Origin of the sequence: Burkholderia sp. BCC1638, assembly GCF_902833195.1 — a bacterium.
Taxonomy (GTDB): domain Bacteria; phylum Pseudomonadota; class Gammaproteobacteria; order Burkholderiales; family Burkholderiaceae; genus Burkholderia; species Burkholderia diffusa.
The window spans coordinates 56,183-76,967 of the sequence record NZ_CADFEC010000018.1; the positions used below are offsets into that span (position 1 = coordinate 56,183).

Sequence of the window (20,785 nt, forward strand, 5' to 3'; positions counted from 1 at the left end):
CGCACGCTTCCCGTTTGCGTTCACGCCGCCCACAGGAGACGCACGACATGATTCCCTCGACCGACAACCGGACGCTGTTGCGCACGCTCGGCATCCGCACCCCGATCATCCAGGCGCCGATGACCGGCGTCAGCACGCCCGCGCTGGCGGCCGCCGTGTCGAATGCGGGCGGCCTCGGCTCGCTCGGCGTCGGCGCGACGAACGCCGACGGTGCGCGCAAGATGATCCGCGACACGCGCGCGCTCACCGACCGGCCGTTCAACATCAATCTGTTCTGCCACCAGCCGGCCCGCGCCGACGCTGTCGTCGAACGCGCGTGGCTCGACTGGCTCGCGCCCGCGTTCCGCGAACAGGGCGCGACGCCGCCGGCGTCGTTGTCGGAGATCTACACGAGCTTCGTCGCGGACGATGCGATGCTCGCGATGCTGATCGAAGAAAAACCGGCGGTCGTCAGCTTTCATTTCGGGTTGCCGTCCGATGAGGCCATTGCCGTGCTGAAGCGCACGGGCATCACGCTGTTCGCGTCCGCGACGAATCCCGACGAAGCCCGGCAGATCGTCGCGGTCGGCATCGACGCGATCGTTGCGCAGGGCATCGAGGCCGGCGGGCACCGTGGCGTATTCGACTCGACGGCGCACGACGACCGGCTCGGCACGTTCGCGCTGACGCGCCTGCTGGTGCGCGAATGCGCGCTGCCGGTGATCGCGGCCGGCGGCATCATGGACGGCGACGGCATCGCCGCCGCGCTGGCGCTCGGCGCGCAGGCCGCGCAGCTCGGCACCGCCTTCGTGGCGTGCCCGGAGACGTCGATCGACGACGGTTATCGCCGCGCGATCCTCGGCGACGCAGCGCGCCGCACGACATTGACGACCGCGGTCTCCGGACGGATCGCACGCGGCATCGCGAACCGACTGACCGCGCTCGGCGACGATCCGCACGCACCGGCCACGCCGGCCTATCCGATCGCATACGACGCCGGCAAGGCACTGCATGCGGCCGCGAAGGCGAACGGCGAGTTCGGCTACGGCGCGCAATGGGCCGGGCAGGCGGCGCCGCTCGCCCGGTCGCTGCCGGCGGCCGAACTGTTCGCGACGCTCGAGCGCGAGACACGGGCGGCCATCGCACGGTTACAGCATGCGCTGGACTGATTTCCCGGTTACATGCGGCGCGCCGGCGCTCGGCGCATGGGCCGCAATGCGCATGGCCGTGGACAAAATTGCAACGTCCTGTATCCACGTGCGGCGTGGATACAGCGTGATACAACGCATCGGCGAAGGCCCGTTATAAAGCGGACATGACCTCTTGAGGAGCACGACATGTCTGCTACATGGTTCAACGGATCCTGCCATTGCGGCGCCGTGAAATTCGAAGTCCGGACCGCGCTCGCGCCGGCGACTCGCTGCAACTGCAGCCTTTGCCGCCGTCGCGGCGCGCTGATGAGCCCGATGTTCGCCGCGGCCGACCTGAAGATCGTCGAGGGCGAGGGCGCGCTGACGCTCTACCGCTTCAACACGCACACGGCTCGTCACTATTTCTGCAGCCGCTGCGGCGTCTATCCTTTTCATCAGACGCGCAAGGATCCCGCGTGCTGGCGCGTCAATCTCGGTTGCCTCGACGGCGTCGATCCCTATGCGCTCGATGCGACCGTCGCCGACGGCGCAAGCCTTTCCGTCGTGGAGGACGCATGAAGCGCTGGCTGATGATCCTGCTGTTCGCCGCCGGCGGCCTCGCGACCGAAATCGCTCATCCGGTGCAGTGTTCGCTGCTGTCAGTCAGCCGCCAGCGGACCGGCGACCGACGGGGTCGGAACGACGGCGGACAAGACTGAACCGGAACAGGGGCCGTGGGCGTCGAGTCATGTTGATCGGAAACGATAATCATGCTACCGATAAGATCGCACGCGATATATAATGCGTCCATCTGCGACACGAACCGTCGTCGCTGGAGAACGCCCATGAAACCGACCGAAACACAATCGCCCGCCGCACCGAAGCTGTCCGAATTCCTGTGTTTTGCGATCTACTCGACGAATCTCGCGTTCGGCAAGGCATACAAACCGATCCTCGAAGAGCTCGGCCTCACGTACACGCAATACATCACGATCATCGCGCTGTGGGAGGAGGGCAACCAGACGGTCGGGCAACTCGGCGAAAAGCTGTTCCTCGAATCGAACACGCTGACGCCGATCCTGAAGAAGCTCGAGGCGATGGGCTATCTGGAGCGGCACCGCGATCCGTCGGACGAACGCCAGGTGCTCGTGAGCCTGACGAAAAGCGGCCGCCGCGTGCGCGAGAAGGGGCTCGACATGAATCTGGTCGAAGCCACCGGGCTGAAACCCGACGAATTCGCGAAGATGCAGAAGGCCATCGTCACGCTGCGCGGCAACCTGATCGATTCGATCGACGAATAGACGATTAAACGCAGGCTCGATGTCGAGCCTGCGGTGCAATTGCCGGCGCGACCCGTCCTTATGGCTGGCGCTCCGGCTGGCCCGTCCCGGTTTCCTTGGGCCCCAGCACCAGCAAATGCATGTCGCGACGCGTCACGAAGCCGAGTGCGCGATAGCGCTCGATCGCGCCGTGATTCGACGTGAGCACGTGCAGGAACGGCGTTTCCGCCCGCGCGCGGATGGTCGCGACCAACGACCGGATTAGTCCGGTCGCGAGGCCTTGGCCCCGGAAAGCCGCATCCACGCACACCGCGCTGATCTCCGCATGACCGCCGACCCTCAGCCGCTGACCGGCCATCGCCACGAGCCGGCCTTGCCGGCGTACACCGATATAGCCGCCGAATTCGACCGTGCGCGGGCCGAACGGGCCTGGCTCCGTCGCCGCGATCAGTTCGAGCATTTCCGGCACATCGGCTTCGGTGAGCCGGACATGCTCCAGAGCAGGCGCGCCGTCGAGCGTTCCCTGCCAGATCATCTGATGCAGCATCGCCCGCCAGACCACGGAAAAACCGGCCGGCGTCGGGATCTCGTCCGGCGTGACGAGTGCCGCCGGTCCATGCGCGTCGATCAGTCCGTGCAACGCGTCGAACGCGGTCGGGCTGCGGTCGGCTATGCCCGCAAACGGTGCGAGCGCAGGAGGAAATCGACGCGCAAGCGCGTCGCTGAGGGCGAAACGATGCTGCTCCCCGGTGAGCGCGCGCCATACGGTATTGTCGAGCGGATGCGATCCGCCATCTTCCTGGTCCGTCGTCGGTTCCAGCATCGTCTGCTCCTTGATTGAAGGCCGCCCGTCGCACAGCATAGACGCGATCGTCCGCGCCGGTTGCGGGCAAACAAAAAGCGCATACGATTACATCGTATGCGCTTTATTTGGCGGGCGGTGTCGTCGATTTCGTCGCGACGCTCAACGACCGAAATAGATCGAGCGCTCGGCCGTGCGAATCGCGATGCGACTGCCGGATTGCGTCGCACCGTCGGCGTTGTTGCCGTAACCGGCTGTCCGGGTGTCGGCCGCCGTTGCATCGTTGTCGCGCACCCGCTTCAGCGCGGCCTGCAGGTTGTCCGGATAGTTGGGATCGTTCGGGCGATTCGGCAGATAGCCGGCCTGCTGGAGGGCGGCCAGTTCCGCCCGCACTTGCGCGCGCGTCACGGTGCTTTCGGTCGCGAAGGCCGGTGCGGCAACGGAAGCCGACACGGCGACGAGCAGGGCTGCAATCAGTTGGGTCTTCATCATTTACCTCGACAGAAAAGAGTAATCGGAATGTGAACGCCGCGCGCCGGCAATCGGCGTCGATCGCGACTTCGTTCAACGGCCGAAATAGATCGAGCGCTCGGCTGTGCGCGTGACGGGACGGCTGCCCGATTGCGTGACGGCTGCGGCGTCGGCGCCATAACCGGACGTCGCCGTATCGGCTGCGACGGTGTCGTTCGCGTGGATACGCGTCAGCGCGACCTGCAGGTCGTCCGGGTAGTGCGGATCGTTCGCGCGGCCCGGCACATAGCCGGCCTGCTGCAACTGGACGAGTTCGGCACGCACTTGTGCACGCGTCACGACGGCGTCACTGGCAAAGGCCGGCGCGGCAACGGCGGCGGACACGGCAACGAGAAGGGCAGCGATCAGTTGGGTTTTCATCATTCACCTCGACAAGAAAATGGCAGGACATTCAGGAGGGCAGCACGTGGCCACCCGGGGCATGGCTCAGACGATGCGGATCTCGACATCGATATTGCCGCGCGTCGCCTTCGAATACGGGCAGGTCTGGTGCGCGGTGTCGACGATGTGCTGCGCGACGTCGCGATCGAGTCCCGGCACGCTCACGTTCAGGCGGGCCTGCAGGAAGTACGCGTTGCCGCCCGTGCCCAGATCCACTTCGGCATCGACCGCGAGATCGGCCGGCAGCGTGACCTTCGCCGCGCGCGCCGCGAGCTGCATCGCGCCGATGAAGCAGGCCGACCAGCCGGCCGCGAACAGCTGTTCCGGATTCGTGCCGTTCCCGGCGCTGCCCGGCGACGACAACTGGATGTCGAGGCGGCCGTCGGAACTGCGAGCCGCGCCGTCGCGGCCGCCGGAAGTCGTATGCGTCTTGCCCGTGTACAGCACTTTTTCGATCTTGCTCATCGTTCACTCCGTCAGGTAGGAAGGTTTTTCTCTGATGCGATTCGATCGCATGCGATGCAGTTTGGTCGAGACGACCGAGCACGTCAAGCGGATTCGATTAAATCGCATACGATATTTTGTATTTCAATGTATCTAGAGCGTGGCGAGCCTTGCCGGACAAGGCTCCCGGGCGATCAAACCCTTATATTGAAAAGACGACCCGGACCGGAAGATTCAGCGATGGCAGGGCAGATGGCCGCGCCGGAATAGCGGTCGCCCGGGCCTTCGGCAACCCGGTCATGCCGGGCGGACTTCGGCGATCACGACCAGGACCACCGCCGCGTCGGCCGGCAACTGGCGGTGGGAAAAGGCCGAGCGCGCGTGTCCGGCCTTGTTGCCCAGCACCTGGGCGAACAGGTCGGAGGCGCCGTCGATCACGGCCGGTTGACCGTGGAAGCCGTCGGCCGACGCGACGTGCCCCTCGACGCGCACGATGTGATGCAGGCGGTCGAACCCGCCGAGGTGCTTTCCGATCTGGGCAAGCACGTTCAGCGCCGCGAGCTGCGCCGCGCGCCGACCGTCATCGACGCCCAGTTGTTCGCCGACGCGCCCCGTATAGGCCACCTTGCCGTCGACGAGCGGCAATTGCCCGGAAATGAACAACAGGTTGCCTGCCTCACTGACGGCCGTATAGCTGCCGAGCGGTTGCGGCGGTTCGGGTAGCGTGAAGTCGAGTTCGGCCAGCTTCTGTTCGATCGTCATGGCATGCTCCTTCGGGGATCGTTGATGAGTTGGCCGCGGTGTGGACGCGCGACTCGCCACGGCCTCTGTCAGTCACTCTAGTGAGGCGGTCGGGGCCGGTAAATATCGTTCGCGCAATTGACTCGACACGCGGTGTAACGAATCGCCCGCGGTGCAACGCGGTGCGAACGCGTACCACCGGTATCGCCGATACGCTGGTTTCCTGGCGGCGATTCATGCACACTCGGTGCTTCAGCGTCCCGCCGCGAAACAACGCGCGCTGGCGGGCCGGAAGCGCCGTGCCTGGTTGCGGGCGCACGCCGGATTCGCCGTCTTGCAACCGCGCCAGGCGGCACGAGGAAGCAGGAGCCGCCCCCATGCAGAGAAAATTCGATGACCTCCTGCTCGGCAGCATCGAGCTGTTCTGTCTGGCAGCCGAACTCGGCAGCTTCACGCTTGCCGCAACGGCCGCGAGCGTCACGCCGGCCGCGGTGAGCCGGTCGGTCGCGCGGCTCGAGGAGCGTCTCGGCGTACGCCTGTTCGTCCGGACGACGCGCCAGATCCGGCTCACCGATTCTGGGCGGCGCTATTTCGAGCAATGCCGTGATGCGTTGTCGCAGCTCGTCGACGCGGAGCGCGAAGCGACGGGGCAGCAGGCAACGCCGGCCGGCGTGCTGCGCATCAGCATGCCGACGCCATACGGACACTATCGCGTGCTGCCGCTGCTGCCCGCGTTTCGCGAGCGATACCCGGACGTACGCGTCGAAACCCATCTCAGCAACCGCAACATCGACTTCGCCGAGGAGGGTTTCGACCTTGCGATCCGCGGCCGCGCGCCAGCGGATTCGAGCCTGGTCGCACGCAAGCTGGAGGACGCCGAGCTCGTCGTCGTCGCGACGCCGGGCTATCTGAAGCGCGCCGGCGTGCTGCGCACGGTCGACGATCTGCACTCGCACGAATGCATCCAGTTCGAGCTTCCGAGCAGCGGCCGCCCGATTCCATGGCTGTTCAGCGACGGATCGGCGGAAATCGACGTTGCGACGACGGGCGGCTACGGCACGTCGGGCGACGTCCTCGCCGGCGTCACGCTCGCGCGCAGCGGTGCGGGCCTGTTCCAGACCTATCGCTTCATCGTCGAGCGGGATCTGCGGGAAGGCACGCTCACTGAGGTGCTGTCCGCGCAGGGCGGGCGATCGCGGCCGTTCATGCTGCTGTATCCGCATGCACGCTATCTGTCGTCACGCGTGCGCGTCTTCGTCGACTTTCTCGTCGAACATCTCGAACAGGCACCCGCAAGGCGGACTCGCTAGTCGCGGCCAGCCATGCCGTCGACCGGGCAGAGCGGGGCGCCGACGCCACGCCTGCGCCGGCATCGGGGCGCCGGCATCATCCGCGCCGGCGCATGTTCACGACGTTGCCGCTCAGTGCCCGGCGCTCTGGCCACCGTCCACGTGCAGAATCTCGCCGGTGACGAACGGCGCCGAATCGAGATACAGGATCGCGCCGACGATGTCGCTCATCTCGCCCATCCGGCCGACCGGATGCAGCGATGCGAGCGTCGCGTGCGTGTCAGGCGCGTGCATCGGCGACTTGATGATGCCGGGCGACACCGCGTTCACGCGGATGCCGGCCTTCGCATATTCAATTGCGAGCGACTTCGTCGCCGCATTGATCCCGCCTTTCGTCAGCGATGCGAGCACCGACGGCACATTGCTGTTCGCGTGATCGACGAGGCTCGTCGTGATGCTGACCACGTGACCGCCGCCGTTTCCGTTGCGCTGCATCGCCGCAATCGCGCGCTGCGTGATGTGGAAGAAGCCGTCCATGTTCACGCGGGTGATGGCCGCATAGTCGTCCGCCGTGTATTGCGTGAACGGCTTCGCGATGAAGATGCCCGCGTTGTTGACGAGCGTGTCGACCCGGCCGAAGCGCTCGATGGCGGCGTCGACCACGCGCCGCGCGACAGCCGGGTCGCCGATGTCGCCCGCGACGGTGACGAGATCGGGGGCGTCCGACGTCCCGATCGAACGGGACGTCGCGACCACGCGATGGCCCTGCGCGCGGAATGCGTTGACCGCTTCGGCGCCGATGCCTTGCGATGCGCCGGTGACGATGATGACTTTGGAAGTGCTCATGATATGCCTCGACAGGTGACTGGTTTTCGGCTTCAGCGCCGACCGGATCGATGAATCCGATGGACGCAACTCTAGGCGCGGCGGGCCGGAGTTCGAATACCCACCATGGACCAACAGTCTTGCGTCGCGGGAACAAATGCGGGGCGGGGGAAGCGGCGAGGATGCTGGAGGAGCTGCGTCGACGCGATCGCCAGTGCGCCGTCTTTCACACACAGCGACACGCGTCGATCGTTGTGAATTCGAAGGTTTGCGCAGCGGAATGCTGGGAATGTCGTGTACCGGATCGTTCGTCACGCATCGGGCACTTCTGTTTTTTATCGAAAATATCCGGATAACTTTTCTTATCATGATAGCTGTATTTTTTATTAAAACTCCCGGATACGAAAACGCGCCTGACCGAACGCCTCCCCAAGAGAATCAGGGCAGGGCATGCGGCCGCACGTGGATGTTCGGTGCGTAATCCGGCACTCCGAACACGACCAAAACTGGCACAATCCTGCCCACATCCGTAGATACGGCCCGATATCGCCCGGAGATTGCCCGGTGGCGGACGACGCCGATTCGCTCGTCCCGGACGCTTGCTTCGGCCGGCGCAGCACCTGCGCGAGCGCCCCCGAACAGCCGGCGCGGTATGCGCGTCTCGCGGCATGCCGGGTGCCGCGAGACGCGACGAGAGTCGCGAGCGGGCGGCTCGATACATCCGGTTTTGGGGCTGCAGGGGCAACGTAGTTTTACGCCGCATGCATCGCACCGTGACGCAGGCCGCAATCAATACACTTTCCATGCACGCGTTGAACACACTGCACGAACAGGTCGAAAAATTCAGGGAATGGGCGGCGCTATACCCAGTCCACCAGCGAAGTGTCGAGTGGGAATGTGAGTACGGCCATTGGGAAGCGCTGTGGGACGCGTCGCTTGCCGTCGTCGACTCGCTTGCGCCGGCCGCCTGGACCGCAACCGCGTGCGCCGATCTGCTTTACGCGATTGCCCGCGACCAAGCGCTGGAACACATTTCGAGCATGCTCTGGACGCAACCCGACGCGTTACTGGCACTTGCGCGCGCCTCGATCGACGCGTCGGAGCCGAACGCCAAATGGCAGTTGGCCGCGCGACTCGGCGGGCTGGGTTCGCATGCCGCGGAGGCCGAGGGACTGCTGTTGCGCCTGGTGGATGACGAGGACGAATACGTGCGCCGGCGTGCCTTGCTTGCGTTGGGCGCACTGAAGTCCACGCATGCCGAGGCGCTCGCGGAGCGTGCGTGGCACACCGGACACGAATATCAGCGGATTGCCGCGTTGTGGGTGCTCAAGAACATCCAATCCGGAAAGCTGGTGCAATACGTGAAGCTGGCCGAGGCAGACGGTCGCGAGTACGTCGTACGGAACGCGCGAGACGTGTCATGAATATAGGTTGAACGGCCGCGGCACATCGTGCGGCTGGGACCCGGCGGCGGTTGGTCGGCAGATCGGCCGCTAGAGCGACATTTCCATGTAGCCCAAAGCGGACATTACAACTTAGCCACTACAACAAAACTTATCGATAACTATGATTATGTAAAATACGAAATTCACCCAACATCACCACTGAAATCCCGACCAGACGCCACCAGAATCCCGCCTCACCGGTTGCTCGCAGCACCGATTTCCAGCGTGAACCCAACTGCGGCAAAACCGGCGACACGCAACGCCCCCGACGGCCGCCCGCCAGACGCCGTCTCCAACTACCGCAAACCGCCCGCTACAGGACGATCAGGACAACCACATCCCCTGCATCTTGTGCGAGAAATGCGCGCGCTCGGCCGTCTCCATCAGCGACAGGAATTCGTCCTGCATCATGTGGATCAGCGCTTCGTGGTCGCCGGCCTCGAAATACACTTCCGGCTGCTGCGCGAGATGTTCCTCGAGGAACGTCTTCATCCCGTACGCCATGCACACCGGCGGCAACGCGCCGAGGTCGCAATCCTTGAACAGTTCGCGCAGTTTGATTTCCCTGGCGAGCACGAGATGACGGCCGGTCTTGACCCAGAGGTCCGACAGGCGCACCGCGTGCGACGTCGGCAGCACGGCGGCGACGTAGCCTTCGTCGTCCTCGAGCAGCACGGTTTTCGCGAGGCGATCGCCGGGGATATGCGCGGCGGCGGCCGTCTCCATGCTGGTATGGCTATACGGGTGGTACACGACTTCGTACCGCGATGACTTCTGGCGCAGGCAATCCTGCAGGGTGGCTGATACAGGCATGGCACACCTCGTCTTGACGAATCGGGCGAACGAAGTTCGCTCCGGATTCATTCAGCATAGGTCGCATTGCGGCCAATGGAAACGCCCTCGCACGACGTCCGCATGGGCGGTCCGATATCCGGCTTCGGCCCTTTTTGCGATCGACGCGGCCGCCCTCGCCGGCATGCGAAATTCGTGCCCGGAATGCGCATGGAACATCCCGACGGCACCCGCCTTTCTTGAAGACAAAACGAGCGATAACCGGTCCGGTGCGATGACTCGAATCCATGCGACGGCGGCCCCTAACTAGACCGTTAGTTGCATTTAAAGAAAGGGCGTCGGGGCTTGAAAATCATCTCGTCAGCCGCCCGGGATCAGCCGGCCACGCAGCGGCGAAGCCGTCGCAAACCATGCCCGACAAAGACCGAAACGCGCCCTATACTGAGCCAACCGCCCGCCATCCTGCGGCAGCCGATTCCGGGAGCGACCATGCACTACCAGTTGATCTACGAACTCGTCGACGATTATCTGTCCCGGCGCGAACAGTACCGCGCCGAGCACCTCGCACTCGCGCAGGCGGCAACCGAGCGCGGTGAGCTCATGCTCGCAGGCGCATTGCAGGATCCAGCCGACCGGGCCGTGCTCGTCTTCGAAGGCGACTCGCCGGAAGCCGCCGAATCGTTCGCCCGCGCCGATCCGTACGTGCAGCACGGCCTCGTCAAATCCTGGTGCGTGCGTCCGTGGCGCGTCGTGGTCGGCAAGCACGCCCCGCGCTAGCGGCGTCCCCCTGCTACAGCCATCCCGCCCGCTTGAAGCGCCACCACAACGCGAGATCGGCGGCGACCATCACCGCGATGCAGCCGTAGAAGCCGTACTTGAGGTGCAGTTCGGGCATGTTCGCGAAGTTCATCCCGTAAATGCCGGCGATCATCGTCGGTATCGCGAACAGCGCGGCGAACGAACCGAGCCGCTTGGTCACCTCGTTCTCCGAGAGCGAAATCATCCCGAGGTTGACCTGGATCGCGGTCACGACCATCTCGCGCCGCCCTTCGATCGTCTTCACGATCCGCTGCAGGTGGTCGTACACGTCGCGAAAGTAATGCTCCATCCCGCTGCAGATCTGCGGAATGCGTCCGCCGGTGAGCTTCGCGAGCGGCTCGATCAGCGGCGCCGTGTGCTGGTGCAGCGTCACGAGCCGGCGTTTCAGCGAATAGAGATCCTCGATGATCGCGCGCGACGACGCGGGCGAGGCCTTGGTGAAGATGCGGTCCTCGAGTTCCTCGAGCTCGTTGCCGAGCGTCTCGAGGATCGGGAAATAGCGGTCGACGACCTGATCCATCAGCGCATAGAACACGAACGCCGACCCTTCCTGCAGCAGATGCGGCTCGCGCTCGCAGCGCTTGCGCACGTCGCGGAAGTCCTGCTCGGTATGGTTGCGGATCGACAGCACGTAGTTCGGGCCGACGAACACGTTCAGCTCGCCGACCTTGAATTCGCCGTCGTCGTCGAGCTCGACCATATGCAGCACCGCGAACAGCGAATCGCCGTACTCCTCGATCTTCGGCCGCTGATGCCCCTTGCGGGCATCCTCGAGCGCAAGCTCGTGCAGCCCGAATTCCTCACCCATCAGGTCGATCTCGTCCGGCGTCGGATCCTTCAGCGCGACCCACACGAAACACTCGGGCTTCGACACGTAGTCGCTGATGGCGTCGATATCGATTTCCGCCAGCTTGCGGCCGTCCTGGTATGCAGCACAGTTGATCAGCATGTTGTCCGTCATGTTGCAGTTTTCGCATCAGTTTACCGGTTTGACGCGCGGGCGGCCCGGCTTGCGCGACACGCCGATATTGGTCATGATCGGACTGCGTGCGACGCGGCACGCGCACGACATTGCTTCGACAGACGCACGGCACGGCCGTGCGGCCCAACCGTCAAGGAGACAAACCCATGTGGTATTTCTCGTGGATACTCGGCATCGGCGTGGCGCTCGGCTTCGGCATCATCAACGCGATGTGGCTGGAGGCGGAAGTCTTCTCGCGCGGCGACAAGCGCAGCGACGCGTCGCGCGGGGATCCGGGGGGCCGGTATTCGTGACGCACCTGGTTTTCTTCTGCGGTCATGCCGGCACCGGCAAGACCACGCTCGCGAAGCGGCTGATCGGGCCGCTGATGCGCGCGACCGGCGAAGCCTTCTGCCTGCTCGACAAGGACACGCTTTACGGCCGCTACAGTTCGGCCGCGATGGGCGCCCTCACCTCCGATCCGAACGATCGCGACAGCCCGCTCTACCTGAAACACCTGCGCGATCCCGAATACCAGGGCCTGCTCGACACGGCCCGCGAGAACCTCGCGCTCGGCATCGGCGTGCTCGTGGTCGGCCCGCTGTCGCGCGAAGTGCGTGATCGGCGCATCCTCGACCGCACGTGGCTGGGCATCGGGCCGGACGTCGTGCTGACGGTCGTATGGGTCCATACCGCGGAAGACGTCGCGCACCAGCGGATCGTCGCGCGCGGCAATCCGAACGACGCGTACAAGCTCGCGCATTGGGACGAATACCGGCAACGCCGCTTCGTGCCGACCGGCCACGAATGCGACGGCATCGTGATGTTCGACAACACCGCGCCGTCCGACGCGGACATCGATGCACTGCTGTACCGCATCGCGCCGCCGGCGCCGCAGGCAACGATCGTCCCGCCGCTGCCCGCCTGAGCGGCGCGCACCACCCTGCTCTTCCCCGCCGCGACGCGCTAAAAAAAACAACGCCGGAAGCGCTGTTGCGCTCCCGGCGTCGCACGGCCCTCGTGCCGGAGACCGGTCGTCAGGCGACTTCGTGCACGCGCTCCATCGTGCCGCCTTCGTACAGCTTGCCGAAGCGGTTCGCGAGGAACGCCTTCAGCGACACCTTTTCCTGCGGAATGAAACCGCTCTGCGGCAGCTTCTTTTCGCGGAACAGATCCAGCACCGCGCACATCGCGCCGGCCGTCGTGATCTGGATCGCGCTCATGTGCATCCCGCACACGTCCTTCGCGAAAATCTTGCGCGTGAATACGTCCTGCACGAGCTGGCCGTCCTTCACGCCCGTCACCGTGACGAACACGAGCACGACGTCCTGCTTCGTCGACGGCACCGCGCGGCGCATGATCGACTTCAGCGTGTCGCGGTCGCTCGACAGGCGCAGGTCCTCGAGCAGGAACTGCACGAGTTCGCGGTGGCCCGGATAGCGCACCGACTTGTAGTCGAGCGTCTCGACCTTGCCCGACAGCGTTTCGCACAGCGTGCCCAGGCCGCCCGACGTGTTGAACGCTTCGTATTCGGTGCCGTCGAGCGAGAAGTGCTCGAGGCCTTCGAGCGGCTGCACCCACTGCTTGCGGCCGTCGCGGATCGCTTCGCACGGCTGGCAGTATTCGTTGATCAGGCCGTCGACGCTCCACGTCAGGTTGTACTTCAGCGCGTTGGTCGGATACTCGGGCAGCGCGCCGACGCGCATCTTCACGTCGCGCACTTCGCTGAAGCCGTTCACGAGCTCGTGTGCGGCGATGCCGATGAAGCCCGGCGCGAGGCCGCACTGCGGCATGAACGCGCGGTCCGAACCGTCCGCCAGTTCGCGGATCGCGTGCGTCGCGCGCACGTCTTCGGTCAGGTCGAAGTAATGAACGCCGGCAGCCTTGGCCGCCGCGGCGACGTTGACCGCGAGGTAATACGGCAGCGCGTTGACGAGCGCATCGAAGCCCTTCACGGCTTCACGGATCGCATTGGCGTCGGCCGAATCGACACGTTGCGTCGCGATGCCTTCACGCGACAGCTTGGCGAGCGCATCCGCGTCGCGGTCGAACGCGACCACTTCGTAGTCGCCCGTTTCACGCAGCATGTGAGCAATGGTGTGGCCGATCAGACCTGCGCCGACGATGGCGATTTTCATGCGCTTATCTCCTGAGGATGAGTTTGGTGTTGGTGTACGGCGTCGAGCCATGAACACAGTTTAGGGACGCGCAAAATCAGTTCCAAGACGAAGAATGATGCGAAACGACCGTTTAATTCGACGATATGACGACGCATTTCGTCACAACGACCAAATCATCTAAAAATCGCGTATATGACGCGCCGCAAACGGGCCGCGATGGGCGCGTTTGGACGGGCACGAAGGAACATGCAAGGAGGAAGACGCGCGAGGCAACGCCCCGCCCCGCGGCGAGCGCCGTCGACGGGTATCAGGAAAAGGGAAAGGAGGAAAAAACGACGCGACGAATCGAATCGCGCCGCGATGTCACATGCGACACCGCACGCGATACGTCATCCGCCGATCGTGCCGCGATCGATCTTGCGCGACAGGATGATCGACGTCGTCGTGCGCTCGACGCCTTCGAGCGTGCCGATCTGGTCGAGCAGATCGTTGAGCCGCTCCGGCGAATCCGCACGCAGCCATGCGACATAGTCGTATTCGCCGCTCACCGCGCACAACAGCTGCACCTCGGGCATCCGGTCGAGCTTGCGCAGCACGTCCTTGCCGAACTTCGGCGTGAGAATGATGCCGACGTACGCATAGATGCTTGCATCGAGCACGTCCTGTCCGAGCCGCACGCTGTATCCGGCGATCACGTTGGTGCGCTCGAGCCGCGCGATGCGCGCGACGACCGTCGTGCGTGCGACATCGAGCTGTCGCGCGAGATCGGCGACGCTTGCGCGCGCATCCGCTTGCAGCAGCGCGACGAGTTGCCGGTCGAGGTCGTCGAGTTGGTCGAGGCGAGGTGGACGCATGAGGCTGGGCCGGCGTGCAACGCGCCGGCGAAATGGAACGTGACGCGATGATAGCGCCGAACGCCGGTGCGCCCAAACGGCATCGCACGCGGTCATGGGCTCACGCGTTCGCATTGCCCGCCTCGTTCGCGTGCGGCGTCCGACGTGTCGATCGAACGCCGTCGATCGTCGCCCGCCCGCTATGTCCCTTTCAATTTCGATTCGTATCGGATGTAAGCAAGTGTCGCTTTCGCTGTCGCGTTTCAGGCGACGTGCTACTAATAACGGGTGACAAGAGTTCGGCGCTCGCGGCATCGGCCGCCGCGCCCGCTCGCACGACACCACCCCGGAGAGCCAACCATGAAGAAAATCTCGCTCACCCTCGCCACGCTCGCCACGCTCGCCGCTGCGGCCAGCGCATTCGCGCAAACGCCGCCGCAACCGCAAACGCCCGCTCCGTCGATGGCGACTGCGACGGCCGCATCGGCCCCGAGCGCCGAACAGCGCGCGGCGCGCCACGAAGCGCGCATCGAGCAACGCATCAAGTACCTGCACGATCAGTTGAAGATCACGTCGGCGCAGGAGCCGCAATGGAAGACGTTCGCCGACACGATGCGTGAAAACGGCGACACGATGGGCCGCCTCTATCGCACGCGAATGGAAAGCCAGAACGTGTCCGCGGTCGACGACATGAAGCAGTACGCGGAACTCGCGCAGGCGAACGCGGAGGGCGCGAAGAAGCTCGCCGACGCATTCGCGCCGCTCTACGAGAGCTTCCCGGCCGACCAGAAGGCACTCGCCGACACGACGTTCCGCAGCTGGCTGCATCACGGCGGCGAACACCGCGGCAAGGGCAAGGCCAGGAGCAAGGAAGGCAAGGCGGCCGCCGCGCCGGCCGCAAGCGCGCCCGCACAACCCTGACGTCCGCTCGCCGGCGTCGCGCTGCCCGCCCGGGCCGAACGGCGTCGCGCATCCCGCAGGAACCCGGTGCGTCACACGGCGCGCCGGATTCGGGATAAGCTCCCGGCTTTTCCCGCACTTCCCCCCGCCATGCTCGAACTCAAGCACATCGATCTGCGTACCGACCCGCAGGCCCGTCGCGTCGTGAAGGACGAAACCGTCACGGTCGCATTCGCGGAGGCCGACGGCGAACTGATGAGCCTCGAAGGCCCGAACCGCTATGTCGCGGGCGACGCGCTGATCACCGGCTCGACCGGCGACCGCTGGGTCGTGTCGCGCGCACGCTTCGACGCGAAATACCTGCCCGCCGATCCGGCACTCGCGCACGGTGCGCCGGGCGCCTACCGGAACCGGCCGGCCGTCGTGCTCGCCCGCCGGATGGACGAGCCGTTCACGATCGCCCGCTCGGAGAACGGCGACACGCTGCGTGGCGTCGCCGGCGACTGGGTGATGCAGTATGCGCCCGGCGACTACGGCGTCGTCCAGGCGCAGCGTTTCGCGCAGGTCTACCGCGACGCGTAACGCGCAGCGCGCGACGCCGGCATCGCGCCGGCACGCGCGTTCACGTCAACGTTCAGGCAAAGTCTTCGTCGAGTTCGAGTTCCGCGTCGCGCTCGACGGCCTCGCCGGCCGCGTGCCGCTCCTCGAGCGAGCCCAGCATCGCTTCCGTGTACGCATGCAGCACCGCATGGCTGCGGGCACGCTGCATCGGCCGGAGCGCCAGATAGCGCACCAGCGCGGCCGGCACGATGCGGATGTCGAGCGTCATCCGTTTCGGCGTCGAACCGAAACGCATCGCGACCCACTGCACGGACAGGAAACGCCCGCGTTCGTCGTTGCTTTCGGCAAAGCGCGTTTGCTCCGGAAAGAGATCGCAGATCACACGCGCGAGCGCGTCGAATTCGGCGCTCTGGCATTCGATCAGATAGTCGTCCATTCCGCCTCTCCCGTCAGGCCGCCGCACGCGGCGACCGGCACGTCTTCACCAGCACGGCGACCAGGATCGCGGCCAGCACGAAATACACGGCCTCGAGCGATCCGGCCGGCAGCACGCGCACCTGATACAGCAGCGCCGGCGCGACCGCCAGCGCATGCAGCACGATCGCGAGCGGCAGCACGCCCGCGCGGCCGGCGCGCACGCCGCGCCAGACCAGCACCGACAGCGCGAGTTGCACCACGAACGCCGAGCAGCGCTCGAGCAGCAACAGCAGCATCGACTGTGCCGACAAGGTCGCCAGCATCACGTGCAGCCGCACGACGGTATCGCCCGGCAGGTCTGCGAGCTGCGTCTCGAGCTGGCCGCGGCTCGCGAGCCACGCGAGATACGACCACTGGCCCCATACGAGCACGCCGACAAACCACGCTTCGGCACCGGCATGGCCGATCCCGTAGCCGATGCCGCGCCCGTCGCCGACCGACGCGCCGTAGCGGCGGTTCAGGAACCGGATCCCGAGATAGCGGCCGACCTCCTCGAACACGGCGGTCGCGAGCGCGCTGTACGCGACGAATGCGAGCGGCTGCGTGAGCCAGCCGCCGGCGGGCGTCTGGCTCAGCACGAGGCCATGGAATGCGCGTTCGACGATCATCGCGAACAGCGTGAAGACGGCGACACCGACGATCGTGTCGCGGCGGTCGAGCGAAAGCGGCTTGCGCAGGAGACGGAAGAGAACGAACGGCAGTAGCGCGATGATCAGCGTGGCGGCGATCAGCACCGCCAGCGTGACGGGAGCGACAGTCATGAATTTCCTTGTTCGGGGCAGCGCACCTGACGCGCCGCGTGCCCCGAATGATACTCAGCTTGCGGTCGACGCGCGCGCAATCAGCTCGCCCGGCAGCAACGCGACACGCACGTCGCCGGCCGCGCCGTCGATGCGCTCGTGCACGAATTCGACGGCCTTGTAGCCGATCTCGTAGGTCGGCTGACGAATGGTCGTGATGCCGATCAGTTCGGCCCACTCCGGATCGTCGATCGACAGCAGCGCGGCCTTTTCCTGCCACGCCGCGCCGAAACGCGCGCGCAGATGGCGCGCGATCGCGAGCGCGACCGGCGCGTTGGCGGCGAACAGCGCCGCACGCACGCCGCGCCGCGCCGCGTCGTCGATGCGAGCGTCGAGGTCGGCAAGCGCCGCCGCGGCCGCGGCGGGCTCGTTCAGGTCGAGCACGACCGTCGGCGGCACCGGCAGTCCGCGCGCGTCGAGCGCCGCGCGAAACGCGGCCTCGCGCAGGCGCCGCGAGCTGACGTGCTCGAACGGCTGCACGACGAAATGGATCGCATCGAAGCCGCGCGCGACCAGATGCGCGATCGCCGTCTCGATCGCCTCGGTATTGTCGAGCCCGATCAGGTCGGCCTCGAAGCCCTCGACCGTCCGGTCGACGAGCACGGCCGGAATGCCGGCGCCGCGAAGCGGCCGCAGCACGTCTTCCTCGGCGCCGAGCGCGTTGACGATCAGCCCTTCGACCCGGTAGGTGGTGAGCAGCTGCAGGAAGCGCCGCTCCATCTCGACCTCATTGGCCGCGTGACAGATGAGCGGCATGTAGCCGAGCGCGTGGCACGCGGCCTCGACGCCTTGCAGCACTTCGACGGTATACGGATTGGTCAGGTCGGCCGCGAGCATGCCGAGCAGCCGGTTGCGGCCGCGCTTCAGCCCGCGCGCCATCTGGTTCGGCCGGTAGTTGAGACGTGCGATCGCCGCCTCGATCCGCTGGCGCAGATCGGCGGACAGCACGTGCGTCTCGCCGTTCAGATAGCGCGAAACGCTGGTCTTGCCCGTGCCGGCTTCGCGTGCGACGTCGCTGATCGTCGCCGGACGCTGCGTGGAAGGTTGCGAATCGCTCAAGTCGTGCCTCGCGACGTACGATCCGCGCCGCTTCGTGTGCGGACGGACCTTTGTTGTTGGATACGAAAGCCACCCGGCGGACGCCGCCGCCCCCCCTGCTTCGCGATCGATCGAAGCCGGCGCGTTCGCGCCCGCTCCGGTCGCCTGAAACGCACGGCGATCGGCCGCACCGGACCTGGCACGGATGCCCGCCGCCGAACGCCGCCGGCCGCGTGGCCGGGTCGTCGATGCGACGAGCGGGCGATCATAACGCAGCCTGCCCTCCCGTACCAAGACCATCGCCTCTAACCCGGCCGGCGGCCCCGCCGGCTGACCGCCCCCGCTCAGACGCGCGCGAGCGCGTCGGGATTGACGAGGTTCGTGCGCAGCGTGCCGGCCAGCGCGCCGACCAGGTTTTCCGCGGCGCAGCGCGCCATCGCATGGCGCGTCTCGTGCGTCGCCGAGCCGATATGCGGCAGCGCGACGACATTGTTCATCCGCAGCAGCGGCGAATCCGCCGGCAACGGCTCCTTCTCGAACACGTCGAGCCCCGCGCCGCGGATCGTGCCCGCACGCAGCGCGTCGACCAGCGCGGCCTCGTCGACCACCGGCCCGCGCGACGCGTTGATCAGGATCGCGCCGCGCTTCATCTTCGCGAATTCGGCCGCGCCGATCAGGTGACGCGTTTCCGGCGACAGCGGCACCTGCAGGCACACGAAGTCCGACTGCGCGAGCAGTTCGTCGAGCGTCACGCGACGGGCGCCGTACTGCGTCTCGGCTTCGGCATGCGCGGAACGATTCGTGTACAGCACCTGCATCCGGAAGCCGAGCGCCGCGCGGCGCGCGACCGCGCCGCCGATCCGCCCGAGCCCGACGATGCCGAGCGTCTTGCCCTGAACGTCGGTGCCGTACAGATCGGGGCCGATGCTGCGATGCCAGTGGCCGGCCTTCACCCACTCCGCCAGTTCGACCACACGCCGCGCGGACGCGAGGATCAGCGAGAACACGGTATCGGCGGTCGATTCCGTCAGCACGTCGGGCGTATGCGCGAGCACGATGCCACGCCGCGTGAGATCCGCGACGTCGAAGTTGTCGTAGCCGACCGAGATCGTCGACCAGGCCTTCAGCCGCGGGGCGCGATCGAGCATCTGCGGCGTGACCTTCAGGCTCGCGCCGATCGCGCCGTCCGCGTCGCCGAGGGCATCGGCGAGCGCGTCGGCGCCGTCGGTCTGCACGACTTCCGCATGCTCGCGCAGATACGCGAGCACGTCATCGGGCAGCGGCTTGTACGCGACGATACGAGGCTTCATCGTTTTCATTTTCCTTGCAGCGGCGTCGCGAGCGGGTGCGCATCGCGCGCCTGGGGTTTGACGGACAGCGTGAGGATCACCGCGGCCACGAGCGCGGCGCTCATGAACGCATACGATGCGACGGGCGACCCGGTCGCCCCGTTCAGATAGCCGACGAAGTACGAGCCGACGAACGAGCCGAGCGCGCCCATGCTGTTGATCAGCGCCATCGCGCCGCCGGCGACGTTCTTCGGCAGCAGTTCCGGGACGATCGCGAAGAACGGGCCGTACGGCGCGTACATCGCGGCGCCCGCGACGACCAGCAGCGCGTACGAGATCCAGAAATGCGACGAGCCGAGCGCATACGACGCGGCGAACGCGGCCGCGCCGACGAGCAGGAACGGCCACACGAAGCCGCGGCGCGAACCGACCTTGTCGGACGCCCACGACGCGACCAGCATTGCGATCGTCGCCGCGAGGTACGGCATCGCCGACAGCCAGCCGGTCGCGACCATGCCGAGCTCGGAGCCGTTCTTGACGATCGACGGCAGCCACAGCACGAAGCCGTACACGCCGATGCTCCAGCAGAAATACTGCGCGCACAGCTTGATCACCGCCGGCGAGCGGAACGCCTCGCCGTAGTTGCGCACGGGCTTGATCGCCGCCTGTTCGGCCGCGAGCGCGGCATCGAGGTCGCTCTTTTCCTCCGCGGTGAGCCACGGCGAATCGGCCGGCTTGTCCTGCACGAGGAACCACCAGCACACGGCCCAGATGATGGCCGGCACGCCTTCGGCGATGAACATGTGGCGCCAGCCGAATTCGTGCACGAGATAGCCCGACACGATCGACATCCACAGCACGGTGACCGGGTTGCCGAGGATCAGGAACGTGTTCGCGCGCGAGCGCTCGTTCTTCGTGAACCAGTTGCTGATGTAGATGAGCATCGCCGGCATCACGGCCGCTTCGACCACGCCGAGCATGAAGCGGATCGCCATCAGCGACGGGATGTTGGTGACGACGCCCGTGAGCGCCGCGCAAGCGCCCCACAGCACGAGGCTGGCGAACACGAGCTTCTTGACGCTGCGGCGCTCCGCGTAGATCGCGCCCGGAATCTGGAAGAAGAAGTAACCGAGGAAGAACAGCGCGCCGATCAGCGACGACAGGCCCTTGCTGATCCCGAGGTCCTGGTTGATGCCGGCCGCTGCCGCGAACCCGTAGTTCGCGCGGTCGAGGTAAGCGAGGCTGTACGTGATGAAGACGATCGGCATGATCGTCCACCAGCGTCGTGCTGCGAGATTGGCTGCCATCAGAGTGTCTCCTGGGTAGACCGGAGCGGGCGCTCAAGCGC

The 20,785-nt window shown here is 66.0% G+C and carries 26 protein-coding genes; 11 read left to right on the plus strand and 15 right to left on the minus strand.

Annotated elements, in window-relative coordinates; genetic code table 11:
• Window positions 1–47 precede the first annotated feature (47 nt).
• From HWX22_RS20740 to HWX22_RS20755, 4 genes are all read left to right on the plus strand, one after another.
• Window positions 48–1,148, plus strand: coding sequence for a nitronate monooxygenase (locus HWX22_RS20740; RefSeq protein ID WP_175916296.1), 1,101 nt, complete (start codon window positions 48–50; stop codon window positions 1,146–1,148).
• Window positions 1,149–1,316: 168 nt separating this feature from the next.
• Window positions 1,317–1,688 carry a GFA family protein gene (locus HWX22_RS20745; RefSeq protein ID WP_059691687.1) on the plus strand — a complete coding sequence of 124 codons (372 nt, stop codon included), beginning with the start codon at window positions 1,317–1,319 and terminating at the stop codon, window positions 1,686–1,688.
• Window positions 1,685–1,828, plus strand: a complete 144-nt coding sequence (locus tag HWX22_RS20750; RefSeq protein WP_175911009.1) for a hypothetical protein — start codon at window positions 1,685–1,687, stop codon at window positions 1,826–1,828. Before HWX22_RS20745 ends, HWX22_RS20750 begins: the two co-directional genes overlap by 4 nt.
• Window positions 1,829–1,954: 126 nt before the next feature.
• Window positions 1,955–2,410: a MarR family transcriptional regulator gene (locus tag HWX22_RS20755; protein WP_059818265.1), complete on the plus strand. Its 456-nt coding sequence runs from the start codon at window positions 1,955–1,957 to the stop codon at window positions 2,408–2,410.
• A gap of 58 nt (window positions 2,411–2,468) precedes the next feature.
• On the opposite strand, the gene HWX22_RS20760 is transcribed toward HWX22_RS20755, so the two are convergent.
• The 5 genes from HWX22_RS20760 to HWX22_RS20780 all read right to left on the minus strand — a co-directional run bounded on the left by HWX22_RS20760 (window position 2,469) and on the right by HWX22_RS20780 (window position 5,309).
• Window positions 2,469–3,212, minus strand: coding sequence for a GNAT family N-acetyltransferase (locus HWX22_RS20760; RefSeq protein WP_175916297.1), 744 nt, complete (start codon window positions 3,210–3,212; stop codon window positions 2,469–2,471).
• A gap of 141 nt (window positions 3,213–3,353) precedes the next feature.
• Window positions 3,354–3,683, minus strand: a complete 330-nt coding sequence (locus tag HWX22_RS20765) for a DUF4148 domain-containing protein (protein WP_059691685.1) — start codon at window positions 3,681–3,683, stop codon at window positions 3,354–3,356.
• Between the two features lie 72 nt (window positions 3,684–3,755).
• Window positions 3,756–4,082, minus strand: coding sequence for a DUF4148 domain-containing protein (locus HWX22_RS20770; RefSeq protein ID WP_175911015.1), 327 nt, complete (start codon window positions 4,080–4,082; stop codon window positions 3,756–3,758).
• Window positions 4,083–4,148: 66 nt separating this feature from the next.
• On the minus strand, window positions 4,149–4,568 hold the full coding sequence (locus HWX22_RS20775; RefSeq protein WP_059451383.1) for an organic hydroperoxide resistance protein: 420 nt from the start codon (window positions 4,566–4,568) through the stop codon (window positions 4,149–4,151).
• Between the two features lie 276 nt (window positions 4,569–4,844).
• Window positions 4,845–5,309, minus strand: coding sequence for a RidA family protein (locus HWX22_RS20780; RefSeq protein WP_175911017.1), 465 nt, complete (start codon window positions 5,307–5,309; stop codon window positions 4,845–4,847).
• A gap of 356 nt (window positions 5,310–5,665) precedes the next feature.
• On the opposite strand from HWX22_RS20780, the gene HWX22_RS20785 reads away from it, so the two are divergent.
• Window positions 5,666–6,598, plus strand: coding sequence for a LysR family transcriptional regulator (locus HWX22_RS20785; RefSeq protein ID WP_175911019.1), 933 nt, complete (start codon window positions 5,666–5,668; stop codon window positions 6,596–6,598).
• Between the two features lie 111 nt (window positions 6,599–6,709).
• Here HWX22_RS20785 and HWX22_RS20790 read toward each other — a convergent pair whose 3' ends face one another.
• Window positions 6,710–7,423: an SDR family oxidoreductase gene (locus HWX22_RS20790; protein ID WP_175911021.1), complete on the minus strand. Its 714-nt coding sequence runs from the start codon at window positions 7,421–7,423 to the stop codon at window positions 6,710–6,712.
• Window positions 7,424–8,163: 740 nt separating this feature from the next.
• On the opposite strand from HWX22_RS20790, the gene HWX22_RS20795 reads away from it, so the two are divergent.
• A complete protein-coding gene (locus HWX22_RS20795; RefSeq protein WP_175916298.1) occupies window positions 8,164–8,826 on the plus strand; it encodes a HEAT repeat domain-containing protein in 663 nt (220 codons plus the stop codon).
• 345 nt (window positions 8,827–9,171) lie between these two features.
• Here HWX22_RS20795 and HWX22_RS20800 read toward each other — a convergent pair whose 3' ends face one another.
• On the minus strand, window positions 9,172–9,660 hold the full coding sequence (locus tag HWX22_RS20800) for a YbaK/EbsC family protein (protein WP_059814369.1): 489 nt from the start codon (window positions 9,658–9,660) through the stop codon (window positions 9,172–9,174).
• Between the two features lie 468 nt (window positions 9,661–10,128).
• On the opposite strand from HWX22_RS20800, the gene HWX22_RS20805 reads away from it, so the two are divergent.
• Complete coding sequence (locus HWX22_RS20805) at window positions 10,129–10,416, plus strand: YciI-like protein (protein WP_059451388.1); 288 nt, start codon at window positions 10,129–10,131, stop codon at window positions 10,414–10,416.
• A 13-nt stretch (window positions 10,417–10,429) separates the two neighbouring features.
• Here HWX22_RS20805 and corA read toward each other — a convergent pair whose 3' ends face one another.
• Complete coding sequence (gene corA / locus HWX22_RS20810) at window positions 10,430–11,407, minus strand: magnesium/cobalt transporter CorA (RefSeq protein WP_059814477.1); 978 nt, start codon at window positions 11,405–11,407, stop codon at window positions 10,430–10,432.
• Between the two features lie 179 nt (window positions 11,408–11,586).
• Between corA and cydX the strand changes: the two genes are divergently transcribed.
• On the plus strand, window positions 11,587–11,733 hold the full coding sequence (cydX, locus tag HWX22_RS20815) for a cytochrome bd-I oxidase subunit CydX (RefSeq protein WP_082750519.1): 147 nt from the start codon (window positions 11,587–11,589) through the stop codon (window positions 11,731–11,733).
• A complete protein-coding gene (locus HWX22_RS20820) occupies window positions 11,730–12,347 on the plus strand; it encodes an ATP-binding protein (protein ID WP_059524280.1) in 618 nt (205 codons plus the stop codon). Before cydX ends, HWX22_RS20820 begins: the two co-directional genes overlap by 4 nt.
• A 109-nt stretch (window positions 12,348–12,456) precedes the next feature.
• Here the strand turns inward: HWX22_RS20820 and HWX22_RS20825 are convergent, their stop codons facing one another.
• Window positions 12,457–13,557: a saccharopine dehydrogenase C-terminal domain-containing protein gene (locus tag HWX22_RS20825; RefSeq protein WP_040144221.1), complete on the minus strand. Its 1,101-nt coding sequence runs from the start codon at window positions 13,555–13,557 to the stop codon at window positions 12,457–12,459.
• Window positions 13,558–13,928: 371 nt separating this feature from the next.
• Window positions 13,929–14,393 carry an Lrp/AsnC family transcriptional regulator gene (locus HWX22_RS20830; protein WP_006481526.1) on the minus strand — a complete coding sequence of 155 codons (465 nt, stop codon included), beginning with the start codon at window positions 14,391–14,393 and terminating at the stop codon, window positions 13,929–13,931.
• Window positions 14,394–14,732: 339 nt separating this feature from the next.
• Between HWX22_RS20830 and HWX22_RS20835 the strand changes: the two genes are divergently transcribed.
• Both HWX22_RS20835 and HWX22_RS20840 read left to right on the plus strand, forming a co-directional pair.
• On the plus strand, window positions 14,733–15,293 hold the full coding sequence (locus HWX22_RS20835; RefSeq protein WP_175916299.1) for a Spy/CpxP family protein refolding chaperone: 561 nt from the start codon (window positions 14,733–14,735) through the stop codon (window positions 15,291–15,293).
• 129 nt (window positions 15,294–15,422) lie between these two features.
• Complete coding sequence (locus tag HWX22_RS20840) at window positions 15,423–15,854, plus strand: PGDYG domain-containing protein (RefSeq protein ID WP_059524276.1); 432 nt, start codon at window positions 15,423–15,425, stop codon at window positions 15,852–15,854.
• 52 nt (window positions 15,855–15,906) lie between these two features.
• On the opposite strand, the gene HWX22_RS20845 is transcribed toward HWX22_RS20840, so the two are convergent.
• The 5 genes from HWX22_RS20845 to HWX22_RS20865 form a co-directional block, all read right to left on the minus strand.
• Complete coding sequence (locus HWX22_RS20845) at window positions 15,907–16,269, minus strand: DUF3022 domain-containing protein (protein WP_175916300.1); 363 nt, start codon at window positions 16,267–16,269, stop codon at window positions 15,907–15,909.
• A 13-nt stretch (window positions 16,270–16,282) separates the two neighbouring features.
• A complete protein-coding gene (locus HWX22_RS20850) occupies window positions 16,283–17,071 on the minus strand; it encodes a YhfC family intramembrane metalloprotease (protein ID WP_175916301.1) in 789 nt (262 codons plus the stop codon).
• A gap of 54 nt (window positions 17,072–17,125) precedes the next feature.
• Complete coding sequence (locus tag HWX22_RS20855; protein WP_059814385.1) at window positions 17,126–18,169, minus strand: LacI family DNA-binding transcriptional regulator; 1,044 nt, start codon at window positions 18,167–18,169, stop codon at window positions 17,126–17,128.
• 323 nt (window positions 18,170–18,492) lie between these two features.
• Window positions 18,493–19,458, minus strand: a complete 966-nt coding sequence (locus tag HWX22_RS20860) for a D-glycerate dehydrogenase (protein WP_175916302.1) — start codon at window positions 19,456–19,458, stop codon at window positions 18,493–18,495.
• Window positions 19,459–19,463: 5 nt separating this feature from the next.
• Window positions 19,464–20,744, minus strand: a complete 1,281-nt coding sequence (locus HWX22_RS20865) for an MFS transporter (protein WP_175916303.1) — start codon at window positions 20,742–20,744, stop codon at window positions 19,464–19,466.
• Window positions 20,745–20,785 lie beyond the last annotated feature (41 nt).

Excerpts from the sequence above, each read along its gene's own strand:
- HWX22_RS20740 (WP_175916296.1), top strand. The coding sequence starts at position 48 with ATGATTCCCTCGACCGACAACCGGACGCTGTTGCGCACGCTCGGCATC.
- HWX22_RS20745 (WP_059691687.1), top strand. The coding sequence starts at position 1,317 with ATGTCTGCTACATGGTTCAACGGATCCTGCCATTGCGGCGCCGTGAAA.
- HWX22_RS20750 (WP_175911009.1), top strand. The coding sequence starts at position 1,685 with ATGAAGCGCTGGCTGATGATCCTGCTGTTCGCCGCCGGCGGCCTCGCG.
- HWX22_RS20755 (WP_059818265.1), top strand. The coding sequence starts at position 1,955 with ATGAAACCGACCGAAACACAATCGCCCGCCGCACCGAAGCTGTCCGAA.
- HWX22_RS20760 (WP_175916297.1), bottom strand. The coding sequence starts at position 3,212 with ATGCTGGAACCGACGACGGACCAGGAAGATGGCGGATCGCATCCGCTC.
- HWX22_RS20765 (WP_059691685.1), bottom strand. The coding sequence starts at position 3,683 with ATGATGAAGACCCAACTGATTGCAGCCCTGCTCGTCGCCGTGTCGGCT.
- HWX22_RS20770 (WP_175911015.1), bottom strand. The coding sequence starts at position 4,082 with ATGAAAACCCAACTGATCGCTGCCCTTCTCGTTGCCGTGTCCGCCGCC.
- HWX22_RS20775 (WP_059451383.1), bottom strand. The coding sequence starts at position 4,568 with ATGAGCAAGATCGAAAAAGTGCTGTACACGGGCAAGACGCATACGACT.
- HWX22_RS20780 (WP_175911017.1), bottom strand. The coding sequence starts at position 5,309 with ATGACGATCGAACAGAAGCTGGCCGAACTCGACTTCACGCTACCCGAA.
- HWX22_RS20785 (WP_175911019.1), top strand. The coding sequence starts at position 5,666 with ATGCAGAGAAAATTCGATGACCTCCTGCTCGGCAGCATCGAGCTGTTC.
- HWX22_RS20790 (WP_175911021.1), bottom strand. The coding sequence starts at position 7,423 with ATGAGCACTTCCAAAGTCATCATCGTCACCGGCGCATCGCAAGGCATC.
- HWX22_RS20795 (WP_175916298.1), top strand. The coding sequence starts at position 8,164 with ATGCATCGCACCGTGACGCAGGCCGCAATCAATACACTTTCCATGCAC.
- HWX22_RS20800 (WP_059814369.1), bottom strand. The coding sequence starts at position 9,660 with ATGCCTGTATCAGCCACCCTGCAGGATTGCCTGCGCCAGAAGTCATCG.
- HWX22_RS20805 (WP_059451388.1), top strand. The coding sequence starts at position 10,129 with ATGCACTACCAGTTGATCTACGAACTCGTCGACGATTATCTGTCCCGG.
- corA (WP_059814477.1), bottom strand. The coding sequence starts at position 11,407 with ATGCTGATCAACTGTGCTGCATACCAGGACGGCCGCAAGCTGGCGGAA.
- cydX (WP_082750519.1), top strand. The coding sequence starts at position 11,587 with ATGTGGTATTTCTCGTGGATACTCGGCATCGGCGTGGCGCTCGGCTTC.
- HWX22_RS20825 (WP_040144221.1), bottom strand. The coding sequence starts at position 13,557 with ATGAAAATCGCCATCGTCGGCGCAGGTCTGATCGGCCACACCATTGCT.
- HWX22_RS20830 (WP_006481526.1), bottom strand. The coding sequence starts at position 14,393 with ATGCGTCCACCTCGCCTCGACCAACTCGACGACCTCGACCGGCAACTC.
- HWX22_RS20835 (WP_175916299.1), top strand. The coding sequence starts at position 14,733 with ATGAAGAAAATCTCGCTCACCCTCGCCACGCTCGCCACGCTCGCCGCT.
- HWX22_RS20840 (WP_059524276.1), top strand. The coding sequence starts at position 15,423 with ATGCTCGAACTCAAGCACATCGATCTGCGTACCGACCCGCAGGCCCGT.
- HWX22_RS20845 (WP_175916300.1), bottom strand. The coding sequence starts at position 16,269 with ATGGACGACTATCTGATCGAATGCCAGAGCGCCGAATTCGACGCGCTC.
- HWX22_RS20850 (WP_175916301.1), bottom strand. The coding sequence starts at position 17,071 with ATGACTGTCGCTCCCGTCACGCTGGCGGTGCTGATCGCCGCCACGCTG.
- HWX22_RS20860 (WP_175916302.1), bottom strand. The coding sequence starts at position 19,458 with ATGAAGCCTCGTATCGTCGCGTACAAGCCGCTGCCCGATGACGTGCTC.
- HWX22_RS20865 (WP_175916303.1), bottom strand. The coding sequence starts at position 20,744 with ATGGCAGCCAATCTCGCAGCACGACGCTGGTGGACGATCATGCCGATC.